We start from the raw sequence: 17,996 nt of genomic DNA, 5'->3' as shown, positions 1-17,996 counted from the left end.
AAGAGGTCGGTTTTCTTCTAACTTTCTAGTCTGTCCTGCCGCATGTCTGCCAAACCGAAAGCCGCTGCCAAAGCTGATTCCGCTGTCTCCGCCGCTTCCGCCGCGCATGGCTCGCCCATCGCCAGCGCGGAGCGGCCGGCTGAGCGCGCCGCCTGGCTGCGCACGGAGCTCGAGCGCGCCAATTACGCGTATTACGTCCTCGATCAGCCGGATCTGCCCGACGCCGAATACGACGTCCTGTTCAAGGAACTGCAGCAGATCGAGGCCGATCAGCCCGAACTGATCACGCCTGACTCTCCCACCCAACGTGTCGGCGGCCAGGTCGCCACGGGTTTTCAGCCGGTCACGCACGACGTGCCCATGCTCTCGCTGAACAACGGTTTCGCGGACGAGGACATTATTGCGTTCGATAAACGGGTCGCCGACACGCTCGGCCACAAACCCGTGGAATACGCATGCGAACTGAAATTCGACGGACTGGCCATTTCTCTGCGCTATGACGACGGCATCTTCGTTCAGGCGGCCACGCGCGGCGACGGTGCCACGGGCGAAGAGGTGACGGAAAACGTCCGTACCATTCGTTCGATTCCCCTGAAACTCAAGGGCAAGATCATACCGAAGCGGCTCGATGTGCGCGGCGAAGTGCTTATGTTCAAGCGCGATTTTGAGAAGATCAACGCGCGGCAACGCGAGGCTGAACAACGCGAGTTCGCGAATCCGCGTAACGCCGCGGCCGGCGGTTTGCGCCAACTCGATCCCAAGATGACCGCGCAGCGCCAGTTGTCGTTTTTCGCTTATGGCATTGGCGTGCTGGACGGCGCGGAGATGCCGGCGTCGCATTCGGCGCTGCTCGACTGGTACAAGGAAATGGGCCTGCCGGTCAACGCCGAGCGCGGCGTGGTGCAAGGCGCTGAAGGCTTGCTCGAATTCTTCCGCAAAACGGGCGAGAAACGCGACGGTTTGCCGTATGACATCGACGGCGTGGTCTACAAGGTCAACCAGCGCGACGAGCAGGACAAGCTGGGTTTTGTTTCGCGCGCACCGCGCTTCGCGCTCGCGCACAAGTTTCCCGCGCAGGAAGCGCTCACGCAGTTGCTTGCCATCGAGGTCCAGGTCGGCCGTACGGGCGCCATCACGCCGGTCGCCCGGCTCACGCCTGTGTTCGTCGGCGGCGCGACGGTAACGAATGCGACGCTGCACAACGAGGACGAGGTGCGGCGCAAGGACATCCGTATTGGCGATACGGTGATTGTGCGGCGTGCCGGCGACGTCATTCCCGAAGTGGTCGGCGCGATTCTCGACCGGCGTCCGGATAATGCCCGCGAGTTCGTGATGCCGACCGAATGCCCGGTCTGCGGATCGAAGATCGAAAGGCTGCCTGACGAGGCCATTGCCCGTTGCACGGGCGGACTCATCTGCCCCGCGCAACGCAAGCAGGCGTTGTGGCATTTCGCGCAGCGGCGCGCGCTGGATATCGACGGGCTGGGTGAGAAGATCATCGACCAGCTGGTCGAGCAGAATATTGTGCGCACGCCTGCGGACCTGTTCAATCTCGGCGTGGCAACGCTCGCGGCGCTGGACCGTTTCGCCGATAAATCCGCCCAGAATCTGTACGATTCTCTCGAAAAAGCGAAGCAAACCACCTTGCCGCGTTTTCTTTACGCGCTCGGTATTCGTCACGTCGGGGAATCCACCGCGAAGGACCTGGCCAAGCATTTCGGCTCGCTTGATCCGATCATGGCGGCCAGCGTCGAGGAATTGCTCGAAGTGAACGATGTCGGCCCGGTCGTGGCCGAGTCGCTGCACAATTTTTTCAGCGAAGCGCATAACCAGATGGTGATCGAGCAGTTGCGCGCGCCGGGCAAGGTGACCTGGCCCGAAGGCCCGCCCGCGCCGAAGGCGCCGCAGGGCGTGCTCGCTGGCAAGACGGTCGTGCTCACCGGCACGCTGCCTAATCTGTCCCGCGAAGACGCGAAGGAGATGCTGGAGGCGGCGGGCGCGAAAGTGGCGGGTTCGGTGTCGAAGAAGACGGATTACGTGGTGGCGGGGGCGGAGGCGGGCAGCAAGCTTGTGAAGGCTGAGGAACTCGGCGTCCCCGTGCTCGACGAAGATGGTATGCGCAAGCTTTTGGAGGGAGAAACCCCATGATTCGCGAAATTCTCAAAATGGGCGATCCGCGTTTGTTGCGTATTGCGGAGCCGGTCGACCATTTCGATACCCCCGCGCTGCATGCTCTTGTCGAGGACATGTTCGACACCATGCGCCACGCAAACGGTGCCGGGCTTGCCGCGCCGCAGATCGGCGTGGATTTGCAGGTGGTGATCTTCGGTTTTGCTCACAATGAGCGTTATCCGGACGCAGAGCCGGTGCCGGAAACGGTGCTGATCAACCCGATCATCACGCCGGTCTCGCACGACATGGAGGAAGGCTGGGAAGGGTGTTTGTCGGTGCCGGGCCTGCGCGGCGCCGTGCAGCGGTATTCCATGATCCGCTATCAGGGGTTCGATCAGTATGGTTCGGCGATCGAACGGCTGGCCGAGGGGTTCCATGCGAGGGTCGTGCAGCACGAATGCGATCACCTGATCGGCAAGCTTTATCCCATGCGTGTGACGGATTTCTCGAAATTCGGCTTCACCGATATCCTGTTTCCGGGGCTCGATCCGAAAAGCGACGATTAATCGATGGAGGGGGAACGGCCGGTTTAACAGGCCGTTCAGCCGCCGGACGAATTGAGGGCCGCGAAGAATCGCGGCCCTTTTTGTTGTGCGAGATCGGGCTTTTGTCGCAGCGAATGATTAATTGGCGACGCAATCAGCCGTGCCGGACGGGACCCGAAAGATTCACCGGCTCCATTCATGCATCATGGAAGTAAATACCGCCGGAAGCCGGCGGCTTCATCCTCACGCAAAGCTTTTCTTGTTTCCCGCAGATGTTTCCGGCTGGCGGAACAATTCGATGTGTTCCGGATTCGCCGATGCCTGCAAGCGTCCGTCCGGCAAGCGCGCGATGACAACTTCACCCACGCCGGGACTCGTCACAACGACTTCGTCGCGCACGGCAAGCAGCGCGTCGAGTCGACGTCGGCCGCTGATGATTTCGAGGCCGGTTTTGGTTTCGCGAACAATGATTTCAACGGACATGGCAATTCTCCAGTAGCCCAACGCCCAGGCACGCGCGACTCAAAGCGGTAAATTGCGCATGTATCTGACTAACGGTCATATGTCATATTTTCTTTAGCCAAAAATCGGCCAAAAAAAAATCGATGCGATCGGCGGGCGCCGTTCGCATCGATTGGTAACAATTGCGCCGATTACGTCGTTTCCCGCGACACTTTGAAGTGTGCGGGGGAGCGTGAGCGAAGCTCCTTAGAACGCTTCGTCCGCGCCCAGATAGCGCCACTGACCCGGCGGCAACGCGCCGAGCGTGACGCGTCCCATCCGGATCCGCTTCAGGCCGACCACTTCGAGGCCGACCAGCTCGCACATCCGGCGAATCTGGCGTTTTTTGCCTTCGCGCAGCACAAAGCGCAACTGCTCGCCATTTTGCCAACTGACTTGCGCGGTTTTGAGCGGCACGTCGTCGAGTGAGAGTCCGTGGCGCAGCAGCGCGAGGCTTTCGGGCGGGAAGTGCGGTTCGATATCGACTTCATGCTCGCCGAATTTCACGCGCACGAGATATTCCTTATCGACGTCGGAATGGCCGCCAATCAGTTGCTTTGCCACCCGGCCATCCTGAGTCAGAACGAGCAGGCCGGTCGAATCGATATCCAGGCGGCCTGCGGGTGCAAGCGTGCGCAGATGCAGCGGGGTGAACCGGATTCCGGACTGGTCGTCGGCCCAATGGTTGGACGGATTGACCAACGTGACAGCCGGCTGATAGCCGTCTTCCGCCTGACCCGACACGTAGCCGACCGGCTTGTGTATCAGGATGGTGACCTGCTGCATCTGGGCCGCGTGCGCGGCGGGTGCAATTTCAACGTTCTGGTCGGGACGAATCTTGGTGCCGAGCGTATCGATGACCTCGCCGTCGACCAGCACCCAGCCCTTTTCGATCCATTCATCGGCTTCGCGGCGTGAGCACAGCCCGAGTTCCGACATCACCTTCGACAAGCGCACGAGTCCTTCTTCACTTTCGCGCGCGACGCGGGCGGGTGAGGGAGGCGCGTCGGCGTCGCGCGGTTTCGATGGCTTCGATACCGGTTTGCGCGTGGCGGGCTTGCGGTCATCGCTGAACCGTTCGGATGTTTCGCGTTTGGCGTAAGGGCTATCGCTCGATGGCCGTTGGCGGTCAGTGGAAGCTGAGCGCGGACTGCCATCGTGGGAGTGGTTGCGCTCGCGAGGAGCGGCACGGTCGCCACGGTCGTTAAACGATGGGCGCGGTGCGCGATCGCTGCCCGGGCCACGCGAATCATCGCGGGCTTTGAACGGACGGCGTTCGTTGTCGCCCGATGGGCGGTCGCCACGCGGGGCGCCACGGTCGCCAAAGGAAGGGCGGGACGCGCGATCGCCAAACGACGGGCGCGGACCACGGTCGCTGCTCGGACCACGCGGAGCATCGCCACGCGGGGTGGACGGACGGCGTTCACCATCGCCGGAAGGGCGGTCGCCACGCGGAGCACCGCGATCACCAAAGGAAGGGCGGGGGCCGCGATCGCTGCTCGGACCACGCGGAGCGTCGCCACGCGGGGTGAACGGACGGCGTTCACCATCGCCGGAAGGACGGTCGCCACGGGGCGCGCCACGATCGCCAAAGGAAGGGCGGGGGCCGCGATCGCTGCTCGGACCACGCGGAGCATCACCACGCGGGGTGAACGGACGGCGTTCGCCATCGCCAGAAGGCCGATCACCACGCGGTGCACCACGATCGCCAAACGAAGGCCGCGGGGCACGATCACTGCTCGGACCCCTTGGAGCATCCCCCCGCGGCGCGTACGGACGGCGTTCACCATCGCCCGAAGGCCGATCACCACGCGGTGCGCCACGATCGCCAAACGAAGGCCGAGGCCCACGATCACTGCTCGGACCCCTTGGCGCATCCCCACGCGGCGCGTACGGACGGCGTTCGCCATCGCCAGAAGGCCGATCACCACGCGGTGCACCACGATCGCCAAACGAAGGCCGCGGGCCACGATCACTGCTCGGACCCCTTGGAGCATCCCCCCGCGGCGCATACGGCCGGCGTTCGCCATCGCCCGAAGGCCGATCACCGCGCGGAGCACTACGGTCCCCAAACGAAGGCCGAGGCCCGCGATCTCCCGCGCCACGCGAGTCGTCGCTACGTGCCTTGAAAGGCTTGCGCTCACCGGAACCCGCCGGCCGCGCACCGCCTGCCGGTTTATCGCTGCGCACTGGCCGGTCGCCGCTCGCCATCTCGGCGCGTGCGGGCTTTTTCCGTCCGGCAGCGCTGCCGGTACGAACGGGGGAACGTGCCGGCGATGCCGGGCGCGGGTGCTTCGCTGTCAGTTTGACGCGCATATATTCTCAGGCTGCGATCGCGCGCAGCAGTTCGGTTTCGACCTGGATCTGCGTCCGGTTGTCGGATAGGGTTTTGCCGTCGAGCAGGAACACGTCTTCCACGCGTTCGCCAAGCGTATTGATCCGCGCCGCGTGGACGCCGATCCGGTGCTGGGCCAGAACCCGCGCGATCGAATAAAGGAGGCCCTGCCGATCGTTAGCCGATACGGACAGGATGTAATACTGACCACGTTCGTCGGGACGTAAATCCACGCGCGGCGTGATCGGAAAAGTGCGCACCAGCCGCGAAACACGTCCTTTCGACGGTTCCGGCAAAATGCCCTCGGCGGTCAGCAGCATACTCAACTGCTGTTCGACGAGATTCGCAATGTCGCGATAATGCCCGTCATGGTCCGGATGCGCGACCAGAAAATTGTCGAGCGCGTAGCCGTGCCGCGTCGTTGTTACCCGTGCATCCAGCACGGACAGGCCGTTCTTATCGAAATAGGCGCAAATCCCGGCGAACAGATCGGGCCGGTCCTGCACATACACCAGCACCTGGAGCGCCGCGCCGATGGGCGACGGCCGCGCCCGCACAATCGGATTTTCGCTCTCCACGTGCTTGTAAAGCACACGGGTTTGCCAGGCGATATCGGCGGCGTCGTGGCGCAGGAAATAGCCGACATCGAGCTTGTCCCACAACGCTTTTTCCGCGTTTTCGGGCACGGTTTCAAGGCGCAGCAACGCCAGCGCGTCTTCCTGGCGCGACTTGAGTTCCGAGTGCGCGTGCAGTTCGGCCCCGCCGAGCACGGCACGCGTGGCCCGGTACAAATCCTCGAGCAGCTTGCCTTTCCACGCGTTCCACACCTTGGGGCTGGTGCCGCGGATATCGGCGACGGTCAGCAGATACAGCGCGGTCAGCCGGCGCTCGGTCTTGACCATCGATGCAAATTGCTTGATGACTTCCAGATCGCTCGTATCCTGCTTTTGCGCCACCTGGCTCATGGTCAGATGCTGTTCCACGAGCCACACCACCAGGTCGCTGTCGTCCGCGCCGACGTCGTGGTCACGGCAGAAACGCCGCGCATCCGCCATGCCGAGTACGGAGTGATCGCCGCCGCGGCCCTTGGCTATATCGTGAAAAAGCGCCGCAATGTACAACACCCACGGGCGCTCGAAATTGCCCATCAACTGGCTGCAAAAGGGGTATTCATGCGCGTGTTCGGCCATCGCAAAGCGCCGGATATTGCGCAACACCATCAGGATGTGCTGATCGACGGTATAGACGTGATACAGGTCGTGCTGCATCTGGCCGACAATGCGCCGGAAGTTGAGCAGGTAGCGCCCAAGCACGCTTGTCTGGTTCATCAGCCGCAGCGCGTGCGTGATGCCTTCGGGTTGCTTCAGGATCTCCATGAACAGGCGCCGGTTTTCCGGATCGCGCCGCCAGTCGCGGCCCATCAGGTCACGGGCGTTATAGATCGCTCGCAGCGTCCGGGCGGACAAGCCTTTCACGCCGCGCGTCTGTTCGTACAGCAGGAATGCTTCGAGAATGGCGTTTGGTTCACGTTCGAAAACGTCGTCACTGGCAATTTCCAGCATTCCCTGCTTCTCGACGAAACGCTCGTTGAGCACGCGCGTGATGCCGCTCGTCGATGGAAACAGTTGCGCTTCCACGTTCTGGATCAGGATGGTGGCAAGCTGCGTGACGGCTTTGGCGGCCCAATAATAGCGGCGCATGAGCTGTTCGCTCGCGCGCTTGGACGACGTTGCCTTGTAGCCGAGACTTTCGGCCAGCGCCGTCTGCAAGTCGAAGACGAGGATGTCCTGGCGCCGCCGGGCAATCACATGCAGCCGCGCGCGCAGGGTCTTCAGGAAGCCTTCGTTGCGGCGCAGTTCGCTGGCTTCCCGCTCGGTGATGAGGCCGCGCGAATCCAGTTCGCGCCAGCTACTGCCGAAACCGGCCGCGCGCGAGATCCATAAAATAAGCTGCAGGTCGCGCAGGCCGCCGGGACTTTCCTTGATATTCGGCTCGAGGCTGTACGGTGTGTCCTGATACTTGGCGTGCCGCTGGCGCATCTCGAGGACTTTCGCCTGAAAGAACGCACGCGGATCGAGCGTCTGCCGATACCGCTCCTCGAACGTCTCGAACAGTTTCTCGTTGCCCACTATGCGCCGCGCTTCCAGCAGCGAGGTCTGGATGGTGATGTCGTTGCTCGCTTCGTCGATACATTGCGTCACCGAACGCACGCTGCTGCCGATCTCCAGACCAAGATCCCACGCCATGCCGATCAGCCGTTCGATACGCGAGGCCAGCGAAGCGGTGTGCTCGGGCGTATCGTCATCGGGCAGGAGGACGAGGATATCGACGTCCGAATAGGGGGCAAGTTCGCCGCGCCCGTAGCCGCCGACCGCAATCAGCGCCGCCGATTTCGGCATCGCGCAGGCTTCCCAGGCGCCTCGGAGCGCTTCGTCGGTGGCGCGCGCGAGGGCGTGCATCAGGCCATCGACGTTGGTCGCGCTCTGGAAGCGCTCCAGCAGGGCGGCCTTGGCCGTCTTGTACGAGGCTTTCAGCGAATCGGCGCGGGGCGGGGCGTCGGCAGGTACGCTCATGGGCAGGCGGGTCGTGAGGTCAGTGGGTGAAATTGATCGTGGCGAACAGGCGGTTCGCGGGCTTTTGACCGGGTCGCAGCGATGCGCTCAGCGCGTGTCCGCCATAGGCCGCTTACGGCGTGAAACTCAGGCCGCTGCCTGACCAGCCATGACCGCGAGCTTGAATTTGTCGGGGGATCATCGGGCAAGGCGAGATGCCGCAGGCTCCCTATACCGCTCTATACAGCAAGCTTAAGCTGTCTTTAAACCGGGCGAAATAACTGGCTTCGACGATCCGGCACATCTGGTACTACTCAGCTAAGAAAATTCATGGGCGCGACAAGCGCCTGGCGGGTGGAGCACAACCCAAATAGCGAGATTCGACCCGCTTGATATCGTCCGAAATACGATGCGTGCGCGGTTCGGCCATACCCTGAGGTGTCAAAAGCCCGGCCGGTCAATGGCAGAACCACGCGCTCCGCGTTTTACGGTCAGGGAGGGCTTCAAACCGTCGCGGCGATCAATTGCGACGGCGCTTGCGTACCCGCGGACACAGTCAGCACGTCGTAGCCCGTTGGCGTAACCAGCACCGTATGCTCCCATTGCGCGGACAGGCTGCGGTCGCGCGTCTTGACAGTCCATTGGTCGGGCATGGTGCGGATATCGCGGCGGCCAGCATTGATCATGGGTTCGACGGTAAAGATCATGCCCGCCTGCAATTCAATGCCCGTGCCCGGCCGGCCGTAGTGCAGCACTTGCGGGTCTTCGTGGAACACCTTGCCCACGCCGTGGCCGCAGTACTCGCGCACCACGCTATAGCCCTGTGCTTCGGCATATTTCTGGATGGCATGCCCGATATCGCCCAGATGCGCGCCCGGCTTGATCTGGTCGATCCCGAGCCACATGCAGTCGAACGTGGTTTGCACCAGGCGCTTTGCCAGGATTGACCCTTCGCCGACCAGGAACATCCGGCTGGTATCGCCGAAATAGCCGTCCTTGATCACCGTGATGTCAATATTGAGCGCGTCGCCGTTTTTCAACGCTTTGTCGCCGGGAATGCCGTGGCAAATCACGTCATTCACGGAGATGCAGGTCGCTTTCGGGTACGGCGGATAGCCAGGCGGCTGGTAATTGAGCGGCGCGGGCACCGTGCCCTGTTCCTTCACCATGTACTCGTGGCAGAGACGATCGAGTTCGCCCGTCGTCACGCCGGCGACAATATGGGGCGTGATGAAGTCGAGCACTTCGCTGGCAAGCCGGCAGGCGACGCGCATTTGCGCGATATCGTGGTCGTTTTTCAGCGTAATGGACATGACTTGTATCGAGAATGCGTGTAAGCGGCTCTGAGCGCCAATCGGGCATTATCGCACCTTACAGACCTCGCCGCACCCGGGCGCGGGCCGGCGCAGCGGTTTTAGGGCGGCTGACACACGAATTTACCGATTGCAGGGGCGGCCGCGGCCCACGACGGGGCGGTTGGAGAAAGCCGCTCTGTCTATATTCCGATGAGCGGGCATCTTGAGTCGTGCCATTTGAGCGTGATATACTCGCTGGCTAAGTCTGCATCAACTTTGTAATTGTCTTTTCAATGCGGCGTTTCTGAAAACAGGTGTTTTTCGGAAGGCTGGTGCAAAAAGGCATGAAGGAAGATCGGACTTGAATCGCAAGCCGGTGCACCCAGGGTGTCCGGCGCTCCGGTCCGGGGAAACTCGGTTAAGAAACACGGGGCGCCCGATGCGGCAGCCGGCTTAAGACCTAACCCTCGCGGAGAACTCTCATGGCAGTAACAATGCGTGAAATGCTGGAAGCCGGTGTCCACTTCGGTCACCAAACTCGCTTCTGGAACCCGAAAATGGCGCCGTTCATTTTCGGTCATCGTAACAAGATTCACATTATCAACCTCGAAAAGACGCTGCCGATGTACAACGACGCGCTGAAGTACGTGCGTCAGTTGGCAGCGAATCGCGGCACGATTTTGTTCGTTGGCACGAAGCGTCAGTCGCGTGACACGGTGGCAGAAGAAGCGCAACGCGCTGGCATGCCTTTCGTGAACGCACGCTGGCTCGGCGGCATGCTGACCAACTTCAAGACGCTGAAAGTATCGATCAAGCGCCTGAAGGACATGGAAGCAGCGCTGGAAGCCGGTGAAACGGAACGCATGAGCAAGAAGGAAGCGCTCCTGTTCGAACGTGAAATGGCCAAGCTGGTGAAGTCGATTGGCGGCGTGAAGGACATGGGCGGCATTCCGGACGCAATTTTCGTGGTTGACGTGGGTTACCACAAGATTGCCGTGACCGAAGCCAAGAAGCTGGGCATTCCGGTTATCGCCGTGGTTGACACGAACCACTCGCCGGAAGGCATTGACTACGTGATCCCGGGTAACGACGACGCCAGCAAGGCTGTCATGTTGTACACCAAGGGCGTGGCCGACGCGATCCTGGAGGGCCGTTCGAACGCGGTGAACGAAGTGGTTCAGGCAGTTCGCAGCGGTGAAGGCGACGAGTTCGTGGAAGTCAACGCAGAAGCGTAAGTCGCGGCATCTGACGCCGACGTGCTGTATCCGGCAAAAAAGGGGGCTTTGCGAAAGGCCCCCTTTTTTTAACCGGCCGCAACTGCAACGTAAAGTAACAACGGCACTATTCGCCTGTAGCAGAACGCGAAACAGCCGTGAAGCATCTGTGAAGTATCAGGCAGCACCCCCATTCTGGCCGCGGGCATTTCTCGCCGGCGGCGCGTGTCAATAGTGCGATACGTGCGAAAGCACGGCACAGACTCAAGGAGCAAATGATGGCGGCAATTACCGCAAGCATGGTGGCAGAACTGCGCGCAAAGACCGACGCGCCCATGATGGAATGCAAGAAGGCGCTGACGGAAGCTGAAGGCGACATGGAGCGCGCTGAAGAGTTGCTGCGCGTGAAGCTGGGTAACAAGGCAAGCAAGGCGGCATCGCGCGTGACGGCTGAAGGCATTGTGACCTCGCATATCGCTGACGGCGTGGGCGTTCTGGTCGAGCTGAACTGCGAAACCGACTTCGTTGCGAAGAACGACGACTTCCTGGCGTTCGGCAAGGCCGTGGCTGAGCTCATCGCGAAGCATCACCCGGCTGACGTGGCTGCTCTGTCGGCCCTGCCGCTGGAAAGCTCGACGGTCGACGCAGTGCGTCTCGCGCTGATCGGCAAGATCGGCGAAAACGTCTCGGTACGCCGTTTCGTGCGTTTTGAATCCGCCAACAAGCTGGCTTCGTACCTTCACGGCACGCGCATTGGCGTGCTGGTCGAATTCACGGGCGCGGACGAGCAGGTCGGCAAGGACGTTGCCATGCACGTCGCTGCAATGAAGCCGGTCTCGCTGTCGTCGGACGACGTTCCGGCGGAACTGATCGCGAAGGAACGCAGCATCGCCGAGCAAAAGGCCGCGGAATCGGGCAAGCCGGCTGAGATCGTCGCGAAGATGGTCGACGGTAGCGTCCAGAAGTACCTGAAGGAAGTGTCGCTGCTGAACCAGACGTTCGTTAAGAACGACAAGCAGACGATCGAACAGATGTTGAAGGCGGCCGGCGCGTCGGTGCAGAAGTTTGCGCTGTTCGTGGTCGGCGAAGGCATCGAAAAGCGTACGGACGACTTCGCTGCCGAAGTGGCCGCGCAAGTTGCCGCTGCCAAGCAAGGCTAAAGCGTCAAACGGCGGTCAGTACCGCGCAGGCTGTTTGCTTTGAAGCAGCCACGCGCAAGCAGTGCAGTGCAGCATCAGCCGGTCCGTTCAGCCGGGCCGCTCGATGCAGGCGCACCGGCCGCCGAGTCAAAAATGCAGTGAAAAGCAGCTAAATGCGAGTTCGGCGTTCCCAAATGCGGAACGCCCGTCTCGCGCCCTCATGGCGGTCGAAACCGCGCCGGACGGGCAAACCGGGGATGACCCGAGGTTACCCCGTTATGCCGCCGCGGCTTGTCCGACATGGGATGCTTGCCGGAAATATCGTTTCACCCCTACAGTTCTACGTTGTTGCACTCCCTCTCGGCGCGATCGGAACCCTCATATGCCCACAGCCTACAAACGCGTACTCCTCAAACTCTCCGGCGAAGCACTAATGGGCGACGATGCCTTTGGCATCAATCGCGCGACAATCGAAAGGATGGTGGCAGACGTTGCGGAAGTGGTGCGCATGGGCACGCAACTCGCGGTCGTCATTGGCGGCGGTAACATCTTTCGCGGCGTGGCGGGCGGTGCGGCCGGCATGGACCGTGCAACAGCCGACTACATGGGTATGCTCGCGACCATGATGAACGCGCTTGCATTGCAGGACGCCATGCGTCACGCCGGGATCGAGGCGCGCGTGCAGTCCGCGCTGCGCATGGACCAGGTAGTCGAGCCGTACATCCGCCCGCGCGCCATTCGCCAGTTGGAAGAAGGCAAAGTGGTCATTTTCGCGGCCGGTACCGGTAACCCGTTTTTCACCACCGACACCGCCGCTGCACTGCGTGGCTCGGAAATCGGTGCCGAAGTCGTGCTGAAAGCGACCAAGGTGGACGGTGTATATTCCGCCGATCCCAAGAAGGACCCGAGCGCCACGCGCTACAGCACGATCAGCTTCGACGAGGCGATCGGCAAGAATCTGCAGGTGATGGACGCAACCGCATTTGCGCTATGCCGCGACCAGAAGCTGCCTATTCGCGTGTTTGCGATCAATAAGCCGGGTGCGCTCAAGCGCATCGTTCAGGGCGACGACGAAGGTACGCTCGTCCACGTGTAAACTCTCGCGGTGACAAAGGGCGAGGGCGGGAGCGGTCCCACGGGAACTGCACCGCCGCCGCCGGCACTGCACGTAACAAAAGTACGGAGGCTCAAATGAGTGTGGCTGACATTAAGAAGAGCGTCGATCAGAAGATGCAAAAGTCGATCGAAGCGTTCAAGAACGATCTGGCCAAGATCCGCACGGGCCGCGCCCATACGGGGTTGCTGGATCATATCCAGGTGGATTACTACGGTTCGAGCGTGCCCATTTCGCAAGTAGCGAACATGACGCTGATCGACGCCCGTACGATCGGCGTGCAGGCGTGGGAAAAGAAGATGGTGCCGGTGGTGGAAAAGGCGATCCGCGACTCCGACCTGGGCCTGAACCCGTCAAACCAGGGTGACCAGATCCGCGTGCCAATGCCCGCGCTGACCGAAGAGCGCCGTCGCGAACTGACGAAAGTGGTGAAAAGCGAAGGCGAAAACGCCAAGATCGCGATCCGCAACTTGCGTCGCGACGCCAACGAGCAACTCAAGAAGCTCGTGAAGGACAAGGAAATCTCCGAGGACGACGAACGCCGTGCAAGCGACGACGTCCAGAAACTCACCGATAAAAACGTTGCGGATATCGACAAGCTGGTTGTGTCGAAAGAAGCCGAAATCATGACGGTTTGAGACCGTTGCCGGTCTCTTGCGTCGTGCCGGCGCGTCACTCTGTCGATACTTAGATTCAGCGGCCATGACCTATACCAGCTCTACCGTTCGCGTACCCGATGTCGCGGCTGTCCCGCGCCATATCGCGATCATCATGGACGGCAACGGCCGTTGGGCGACGCAGCGGCGCCTGCCGCGCGTGGCCGGGCATACGCGCGGCGTTGACGCCGTGCGGGCGACGGTCGAAAGCTGCGCGCGCCAGGGCGTCGAATTCTTGACGCTGTTCGCTTTCAGTTCCGAAAACTGGCGTCGCCCGACCGACGAAGTTTCCTTCCTCATGCGCCTGTTCGTCACGGCGCTGGAGCGGGAAGTCGGCAAGTTGCACGCCAATGGCATCCGTTTGCGCGTGGTCGGCGACGTTTCCATGTTCGACGACCGCATCCGCGCGCTGATTCAGCGCGCCGAAACCAAGACGGCGCGCAATACGCGCCTGACGCTGACTATTGCAGCGAATTACGGCGGCCGCTGGGATGTCATGCAGGCGGCGAAAAAGCTGGCGGAGCAGTCCGTTCAGGAAGGCCGCGTCGTGCCAGTCGACGAAGCGGCGTTCGAGCAGCACCTGGCCATGTCCTACGCGCCGGAGCCTGACCTGTTCATCCGGACGGGCGGGGAGCAGCGCATCAGCAATTTCCTGCTGTGGCAAATGGCGTACACCGAACTCTATTTCACCGATACCTACTGGCCCGATTTCGACGCCGAAGCACTGGCTCGCGCGATCGAATCGTATGGCGAACGTGAGCGCCGGTTCGGGCGGACCAGCGCGCAACTTGAGCCGCAATCGCAGAAGGCCGACACTCTTTCATGCTAAAGACCCGTGTCATCACGGCAATCGTCCTGCTGGCAGTGCTTCTGCCAATCACGTTATTCGCGCCAATAGGCGTCTTCGCGGCTTTGATCGCCGTTGTGGTCATCTTCGCTGCCTGGGAGTGGGGGCGGCTGCTCAAGCTGACCGGCGGGTCGCCGGTCGTGTACGCGGTGGTTGCCGGCATGGCGCTGATCGCCAGCACGCGGCTCGGGCTGGGTTATAAACCGCTGTACCAGATGGCGGCCATATTCTGGGTGCTGGCCGGTCCGTTCGCGCTCGCGCGCAAACCCGCGCTTGCCGACGGCGCGTGGCGCGTGTTCCTGCTGTTTGCGGGAATTGTGACGTTCGTGGCCTGCTGGCACGCGCTCGTTGCGGCCCGTACGGTCGGGGTGGCGTTCGTGCTATCGCTTCTCCTAGTCGTATGGCTGGCCGACATTGGCGCATACTTCGCCGGAAAAGCGTTCGGTCGTCATAAACTTGCGCCCTCCATCAGTCCGGGCAAAACCCGCGAAGGCGCGTTGGGCGGCTGGCTGGCGGTGATGATCGTCGGCTCGGCGGGCGCGGCCACGCTGGTTTTTGCGCCAACACTTTTTTCGGCGCTGGTGGAGCACCTCGGCTGGGCCGGGGCGCTTCTCTCCTTGACGGTGCTGACCGTATTCAGCGTGATTGGTGACCTGTTCGAATCCCTGCTGAAACGCCAGGCCGGCGTCAAGGATTCGAGCGGATTGCTGCCCGGGCACGGTGGCGTCCTCGACCGGATCGACGCGTTATTGCCCGTATTGCCGATCGCACTCCTGTTGCTCGGTCCTGTTGCCCAGTCAATTGGTTAATCGGCTAAAGAAGGATTTATGCAAAAACGTCTGACTCTGCTCGGTTCCACGGGCTCGATCGGCGAAAGCACGCTCGACGTCGTGGCGCGGCATCCGGACCGCTTCAAGGTCTATGCGCTGACCGCGCACCGCAACGGCGACAAGCTCGTCGACCAATGTGTGCGGTTTCAGCCGGAAGTGGCGGTGGTCGGCGACGCCGATACCGCTGCGAAGGTCGCCGCCGCGCTGCGCGCCCAAGGCTGCAAGACCGAGGTGAGCTACGGCCCGCAAGCGCTCGTGGACGTTTCGGCGAGCGCCGTCTGCGACACGGTGGTGGCCGCTATTGTCGGCGCGGCGGGCCTGGCCCCCACGCTGGCTGCCGCCCGCGCGGGCAAGCGCATCCTGTTGGCCAACAAGGAAGCGCTGGTCATGTCGGGGAAGATTTTCATCGACGCGGTGCACGACAACAACGCGGTGCTGCTGCCGGTCGACAGCGAGCACAACGCCGTGTTCCAGTGCATGCCGCGTGAAATAGCGCTGCACGGCGGGGTATCGAAGATCATTCTGACGGCATCCGGCGGCCCGTTCCGCACCCGCGAGCCGGCTACTCTCCGGCACGTCACGCCGGACGAAGCCTGTAAGCACCCGAACTGGGCGATGGGCCGCAAGATTTCCGTCGATTCCGCCACGATGATGAACAAGGGTCTCGAAGTGATCGAGGCGCATTGGCTCTTCAACGTGCCGGGGTCGCGCATTGAAGTGCTGATCCATCCGCAAAGCGTGATTCATTCACTCGTTTCATACGCGGACGGTTCCGTGCTGGCGCAACTCGGCAATCCTGACATGCGTACGCCGATCGCCTATGCGCTGGCGTTCCCGGAACGCGTGGATTCCGGGGTCGCACAACTTGATCTCGCGCAAATTGCAACGCTCACCTTCGAGAAGCCCGACCTGAACCGTTTCCCTTGCCTCGCGCTCGCACTGAAGGCGCTGGAAGCCGGCGGCACCGCGAGCGCGGCGCTCAACGCGGCCAATGAGGTCGCGGTGGAGGCGTTCCTTGCTCGTCGCATTGGCTTCATGGCGATCGGGGAAGTGGTCGAGCGCGTGTTGAATGCGTTGCCGAACGGCAGCGCATCGACACTCGATGAAGTGCTTGCCGCCGATGCCGAAGCGCGTCGCCTGGCAAGTGAGTTCACCGCTTTGCTGACAGCCGACGCGCCGCACGCCGAACGCGTCCTGCACTGAGGTCGCCATGAACTTCCTGACTGAAATCGTTGCATTTGTGGTGGCTATCGGCGTGCTGGTCGTCGTCCACGAGTTTGGCCATTACAGCGTCGCGCGGCTTTGCGGCGTGAAGGTCCTGCGATTTTCGGTCGGTTTCGGCAAGCCGCTCGTGAAGTGGGTCAGCAAGAGCACCGGTACCGAGTGGACAATCGCCGCGCTGCCGCTGGGCGGCTACGTGAAGATGCTCGACGAACGGGAAGCGGAAGCGACCATTCCCGAAGCCGATTTGCCCCGCGCATTCAACCGTCAGCCGGTGTTCAAGCGGATCGCGATTGTTGTAGCCGGTCCGGTGGCGAACTTCATTCTTGCCATCCTGCTGTTCGCCGCCGTGTTCGCGGGCGGCGTCTCGGAGCCGGCCGCCATTGTCGCGGCGCCTGCACCCAATACCGTTGCCGCGAAAGCGGGCTTCGAGGGTGGCGAGACGATTGTTTCAATGCGCGACGTGCAGGGCAGCAGCGACGCTAGCGGCGAGACGCACAAGGTGCGCTCGTGGTCCGACCTGCGCTGGAAACTGCTCGACGCTTCGTTCGATCGCCGCCGCGTGGTGCTGACGGCCAAGACCAACGAGGGCACGTTCGATTTCCCCTTGAGCGTGGGCAAGATCGACGACCAGGACGTCGACCAGGATTTCATGGATAAACTCGGCTTCGAGCCGGGTGGCGGCACGTTGGCGGTCGCGGGCGTGGAAGCGGGCAGCGCGGCGGCAAAAGCGGGCTTGCAGGCGGGCGACGTGCTGCGCGCGATCGACGGTAAAAAGATCGATAACGCGACGGGATTTATCGACTACGTGCAGCATCGTCCGGGTACGCCGGTCTCGCTGACGGTCGAGCGCAACGGCGTGCAGCAAGCGGTGCGGATCGTGCCGGAGCTCAAGGAGGACGCGGCTACGCATCGCGATGTCGGCCGGATCGGCGCGTCGCTCGCGACCCGGATTCCGTCGGTGGACGTGCGCTACGGCCCGGTGGAAAGCCTCCAGCTTGGCGTCAAACGGACCTGGGACATCAGCATTTATTCGCTGCGCATGTTCGGGCGGATGATCACGGGCGAAGCGTCGCTGAAAAATCTTTCAGGGCCAGTGACGATCGCCGACTACGCCGGCAAGAGCGCTCGGCTTGGATTGTCGGCGTTTCTTTCTTTCCTCGCGCTCGTGAGTATCAGCCTCGGCGTCTTGAACTTGTTACCGATTCCGGTTCTTGACGGTGGGCATCTGTTATATTATTTGGTTGAAGCTGCAACCGGCAAGGCCGTGTCAGATCGCTGGCAGCTGGTGTTGCAGCGGGCGGGTCTTGTTTGCATCGTTGCCTTGTCGATGATCGCGCTCTTCAACGACCTTGCCCGCCTGATCCGCTTTTGATCCGGCTTGCCGTCACTTTGATCCTTTTTCATCCTGTCTGGCGGCGCTTGAACGAACGCCGCCGGGCTTGATGCAGCTATACACACTGGGGAAGCACGTTGTTCAAACCTCATCGCTTTGTTCCTAAGTCGGCTGTGGCCGCAGCATTGGCCGCAACCGGAATGGCGGCGCACGCGACAACGCCGTTCGTCGTGCAGGATATCCGGATCGACGGCCTTCAGCGCATTGAACCCGGTTCGGTATTCGCCTACTTGCCTATC

General features: G+C 61.9%; 14 protein-coding genes. 10 read left to right on the top strand and 4 right to left on the bottom strand.

The features are described from left to right. The first annotated feature begins 42 nt into the window (after nt 1-42). Both ligA and def read left to right on the top strand, forming a co-directional pair. Nucleotides 43-2,148, top strand: coding sequence for an NAD-dependent DNA ligase LigA (gene ligA / locus AWB69_RS31915; protein ID WP_062090819.1), 2,106 nt, complete (start codon nt 43-45; stop codon nt 2,146-2,148). Continuing rightward, nucleotides 2,145-2,678, top strand: a complete 534-nt coding sequence (gene def, locus AWB69_RS31910; protein WP_062090818.1) for a peptide deformylase — start codon at nt 2,145-2,147, stop codon at nt 2,676-2,678. Before ligA ends, def begins: the two co-directional genes overlap by 4 nt. 222 nt (nt 2,679-2,900) lie before the next feature. On the opposite strand, the gene AWB69_RS31905 is transcribed toward def, so the two are convergent. From AWB69_RS31905 to map, 4 genes are all read right to left on the bottom strand, one after another. After that, nucleotides 2,901-3,140 carry a hypothetical protein gene (locus tag AWB69_RS31905; protein ID WP_062090817.1) on the bottom strand — a complete coding sequence of 80 codons (240 nt, stop codon included), beginning with the start codon at nt 3,138-3,140 and terminating at the stop codon, nt 2,901-2,903. A gap of 225 nt (nt 3,141-3,365) precedes the next feature. Continuing rightward, complete coding sequence (locus AWB69_RS50915) at nt 3,366-5,474, bottom strand: pseudouridine synthase (protein WP_075644027.1); 2,109 nt, start codon at nt 5,472-5,474, stop codon at nt 3,366-3,368. Between the two features lie 6 nt (nt 5,475-5,480). Continuing rightward, nucleotides 5,481-8,066, bottom strand: coding sequence for a [protein-PII] uridylyltransferase (locus AWB69_RS31890; protein ID WP_062090814.1), 2,586 nt, complete (start codon nt 8,064-8,066; stop codon nt 5,481-5,483). A 482-nt stretch (nt 8,067-8,548) separates the two neighbouring features. Next, entirely contained in the window at nt 8,549-9,358 is an 810-nt protein-coding gene (gene map, locus AWB69_RS31885; RefSeq protein WP_062090813.1) for a type I methionyl aminopeptidase, read from the bottom strand. Nucleotides 9,359-9,822: 464 nt separating this feature from the next. On the opposite strand from map, the gene rpsB reads away from it, so the two are divergent. The 8 genes from rpsB to rseP all read left to right on the top strand — a co-directional run bounded on the left by rpsB (nt 9,823) and on the right by rseP (nt 17,736). Next, nucleotides 9,823-10,575, top strand: coding sequence for a 30S ribosomal protein S2 (gene rpsB, locus AWB69_RS31880; RefSeq protein ID WP_062090812.1), 753 nt, complete (start codon nt 9,823-9,825; stop codon nt 10,573-10,575). Between the two features lie 257 nt (nt 10,576-10,832). Next, a complete protein-coding gene (gene tsf / locus AWB69_RS31875) occupies nt 10,833-11,714 on the top strand; it encodes a translation elongation factor Ts (protein WP_062090811.1) in 882 nt (293 codons plus the stop codon). A gap of 361 nt (nt 11,715-12,075) precedes the next feature. Next, entirely contained in the window at nt 12,076-12,789 is a 714-nt protein-coding gene (gene pyrH, locus AWB69_RS31870) for a UMP kinase (RefSeq protein ID WP_047896685.1), read from the top strand. 95 nt (nt 12,790-12,884) lie between these two features. Next, entirely contained in the window at nt 12,885-13,445 is a 561-nt protein-coding gene (gene frr / locus AWB69_RS31865; RefSeq protein WP_062090810.1) for a ribosome recycling factor, read from the top strand. A gap of 64 nt (nt 13,446-13,509) precedes the next feature. Next, nucleotides 13,510-14,292, top strand: a complete 783-nt coding sequence (gene uppS / locus AWB69_RS31860) for a polyprenyl diphosphate synthase (RefSeq protein WP_062090809.1) — start codon at nt 13,510-13,512, stop codon at nt 14,290-14,292. Next, nucleotides 14,286-15,119 carry a phosphatidate cytidylyltransferase gene (locus AWB69_RS31855; RefSeq protein WP_062090808.1) on the top strand — a complete coding sequence of 278 codons (834 nt, stop codon included), beginning with the start codon at nt 14,286-14,288 and terminating at the stop codon, nt 15,117-15,119. Before uppS ends, AWB69_RS31855 begins: the two co-directional genes overlap by 7 nt. An 18-nt stretch (nt 15,120-15,137) precedes the next feature. Further along, entirely contained in the window at nt 15,138-16,343 is a 1,206-nt protein-coding gene (locus tag AWB69_RS31850; RefSeq protein WP_062090807.1) for a 1-deoxy-D-xylulose-5-phosphate reductoisomerase, read from the top strand. Nucleotides 16,344-16,350: 7 nt separating this feature from the next. Next, the gene (gene rseP, locus AWB69_RS31845) at nt 16,351-17,736 is read left to right on the top strand and encodes an RIP metalloprotease RseP (protein WP_062090806.1); all 1,386 of its coding nucleotides are present in this window, start codon (nt 16,351-16,353) and stop codon (nt 17,734-17,736) included. The last annotated feature ends 260 nt before the right edge of the window (nt 17,737-17,996 follow it).

This window comes from Caballeronia udeis (genome assembly GCF_001544555.2).
In the GTDB taxonomy this organism is placed as follows: Bacteria; Pseudomonadota; Gammaproteobacteria; order Burkholderiales; family Burkholderiaceae; genus Caballeronia; species Caballeronia udeis.
This window is presented reverse-complemented; position numbering and strand designations above follow the sequence as displayed.

Coding starts and splice junctions, on each gene's coding strand:
- ligA (WP_062090819.1), top strand. CDS start 43: ATGTCTGCCAAACCGAAAGCCGCTGCCAAAGCTGATTCCGCTGTCTCC.
- def (WP_062090818.1), top strand. CDS start 2,145: ATGATTCGCGAAATTCTCAAAATGGGCGATCCGCGTTTGTTGCGTATT.
- AWB69_RS31905 (WP_062090817.1), bottom strand. CDS start 3,140: ATGTCCGTTGAAATCATTGTTCGCGAAACCAAAACCGGCCTCGAAATC.
- AWB69_RS50915 (WP_075644027.1), bottom strand. CDS start 5,474: ATGCGCGTCAAACTGACAGCGAAGCACCCGCGCCCGGCATCGCCGGCA.
- AWB69_RS31890 (WP_062090814.1), bottom strand. CDS start 8,066: ATGAGCGTACCTGCCGACGCCCCGCCCCGCGCCGATTCGCTGAAAGCC.
- map (WP_062090813.1), bottom strand. CDS start 9,358: ATGTCCATTACGCTGAAAAACGACCACGATATCGCGCAAATGCGCGTC.
- rpsB (WP_062090812.1), top strand. CDS start 9,823: ATGGCAGTAACAATGCGTGAAATGCTGGAAGCCGGTGTCCACTTCGGT.
- tsf (WP_062090811.1), top strand. CDS start 10,833: ATGGCGGCAATTACCGCAAGCATGGTGGCAGAACTGCGCGCAAAGACC.
- pyrH (WP_047896685.1), top strand. CDS start 12,076: ATGCCCACAGCCTACAAACGCGTACTCCTCAAACTCTCCGGCGAAGCA.
- frr (WP_062090810.1), top strand. CDS start 12,885: ATGAGTGTGGCTGACATTAAGAAGAGCGTCGATCAGAAGATGCAAAAG.
- uppS (WP_062090809.1), top strand. CDS start 13,510: ATGACCTATACCAGCTCTACCGTTCGCGTACCCGATGTCGCGGCTGTC.
- AWB69_RS31855 (WP_062090808.1), top strand. CDS start 14,286: ATGCTAAAGACCCGTGTCATCACGGCAATCGTCCTGCTGGCAGTGCTT.
- AWB69_RS31850 (WP_062090807.1), top strand. CDS start 15,138: ATGCAAAAACGTCTGACTCTGCTCGGTTCCACGGGCTCGATCGGCGAA.
- rseP (WP_062090806.1), top strand. CDS start 16,351: ATGAACTTCCTGACTGAAATCGTTGCATTTGTGGTGGCTATCGGCGTG.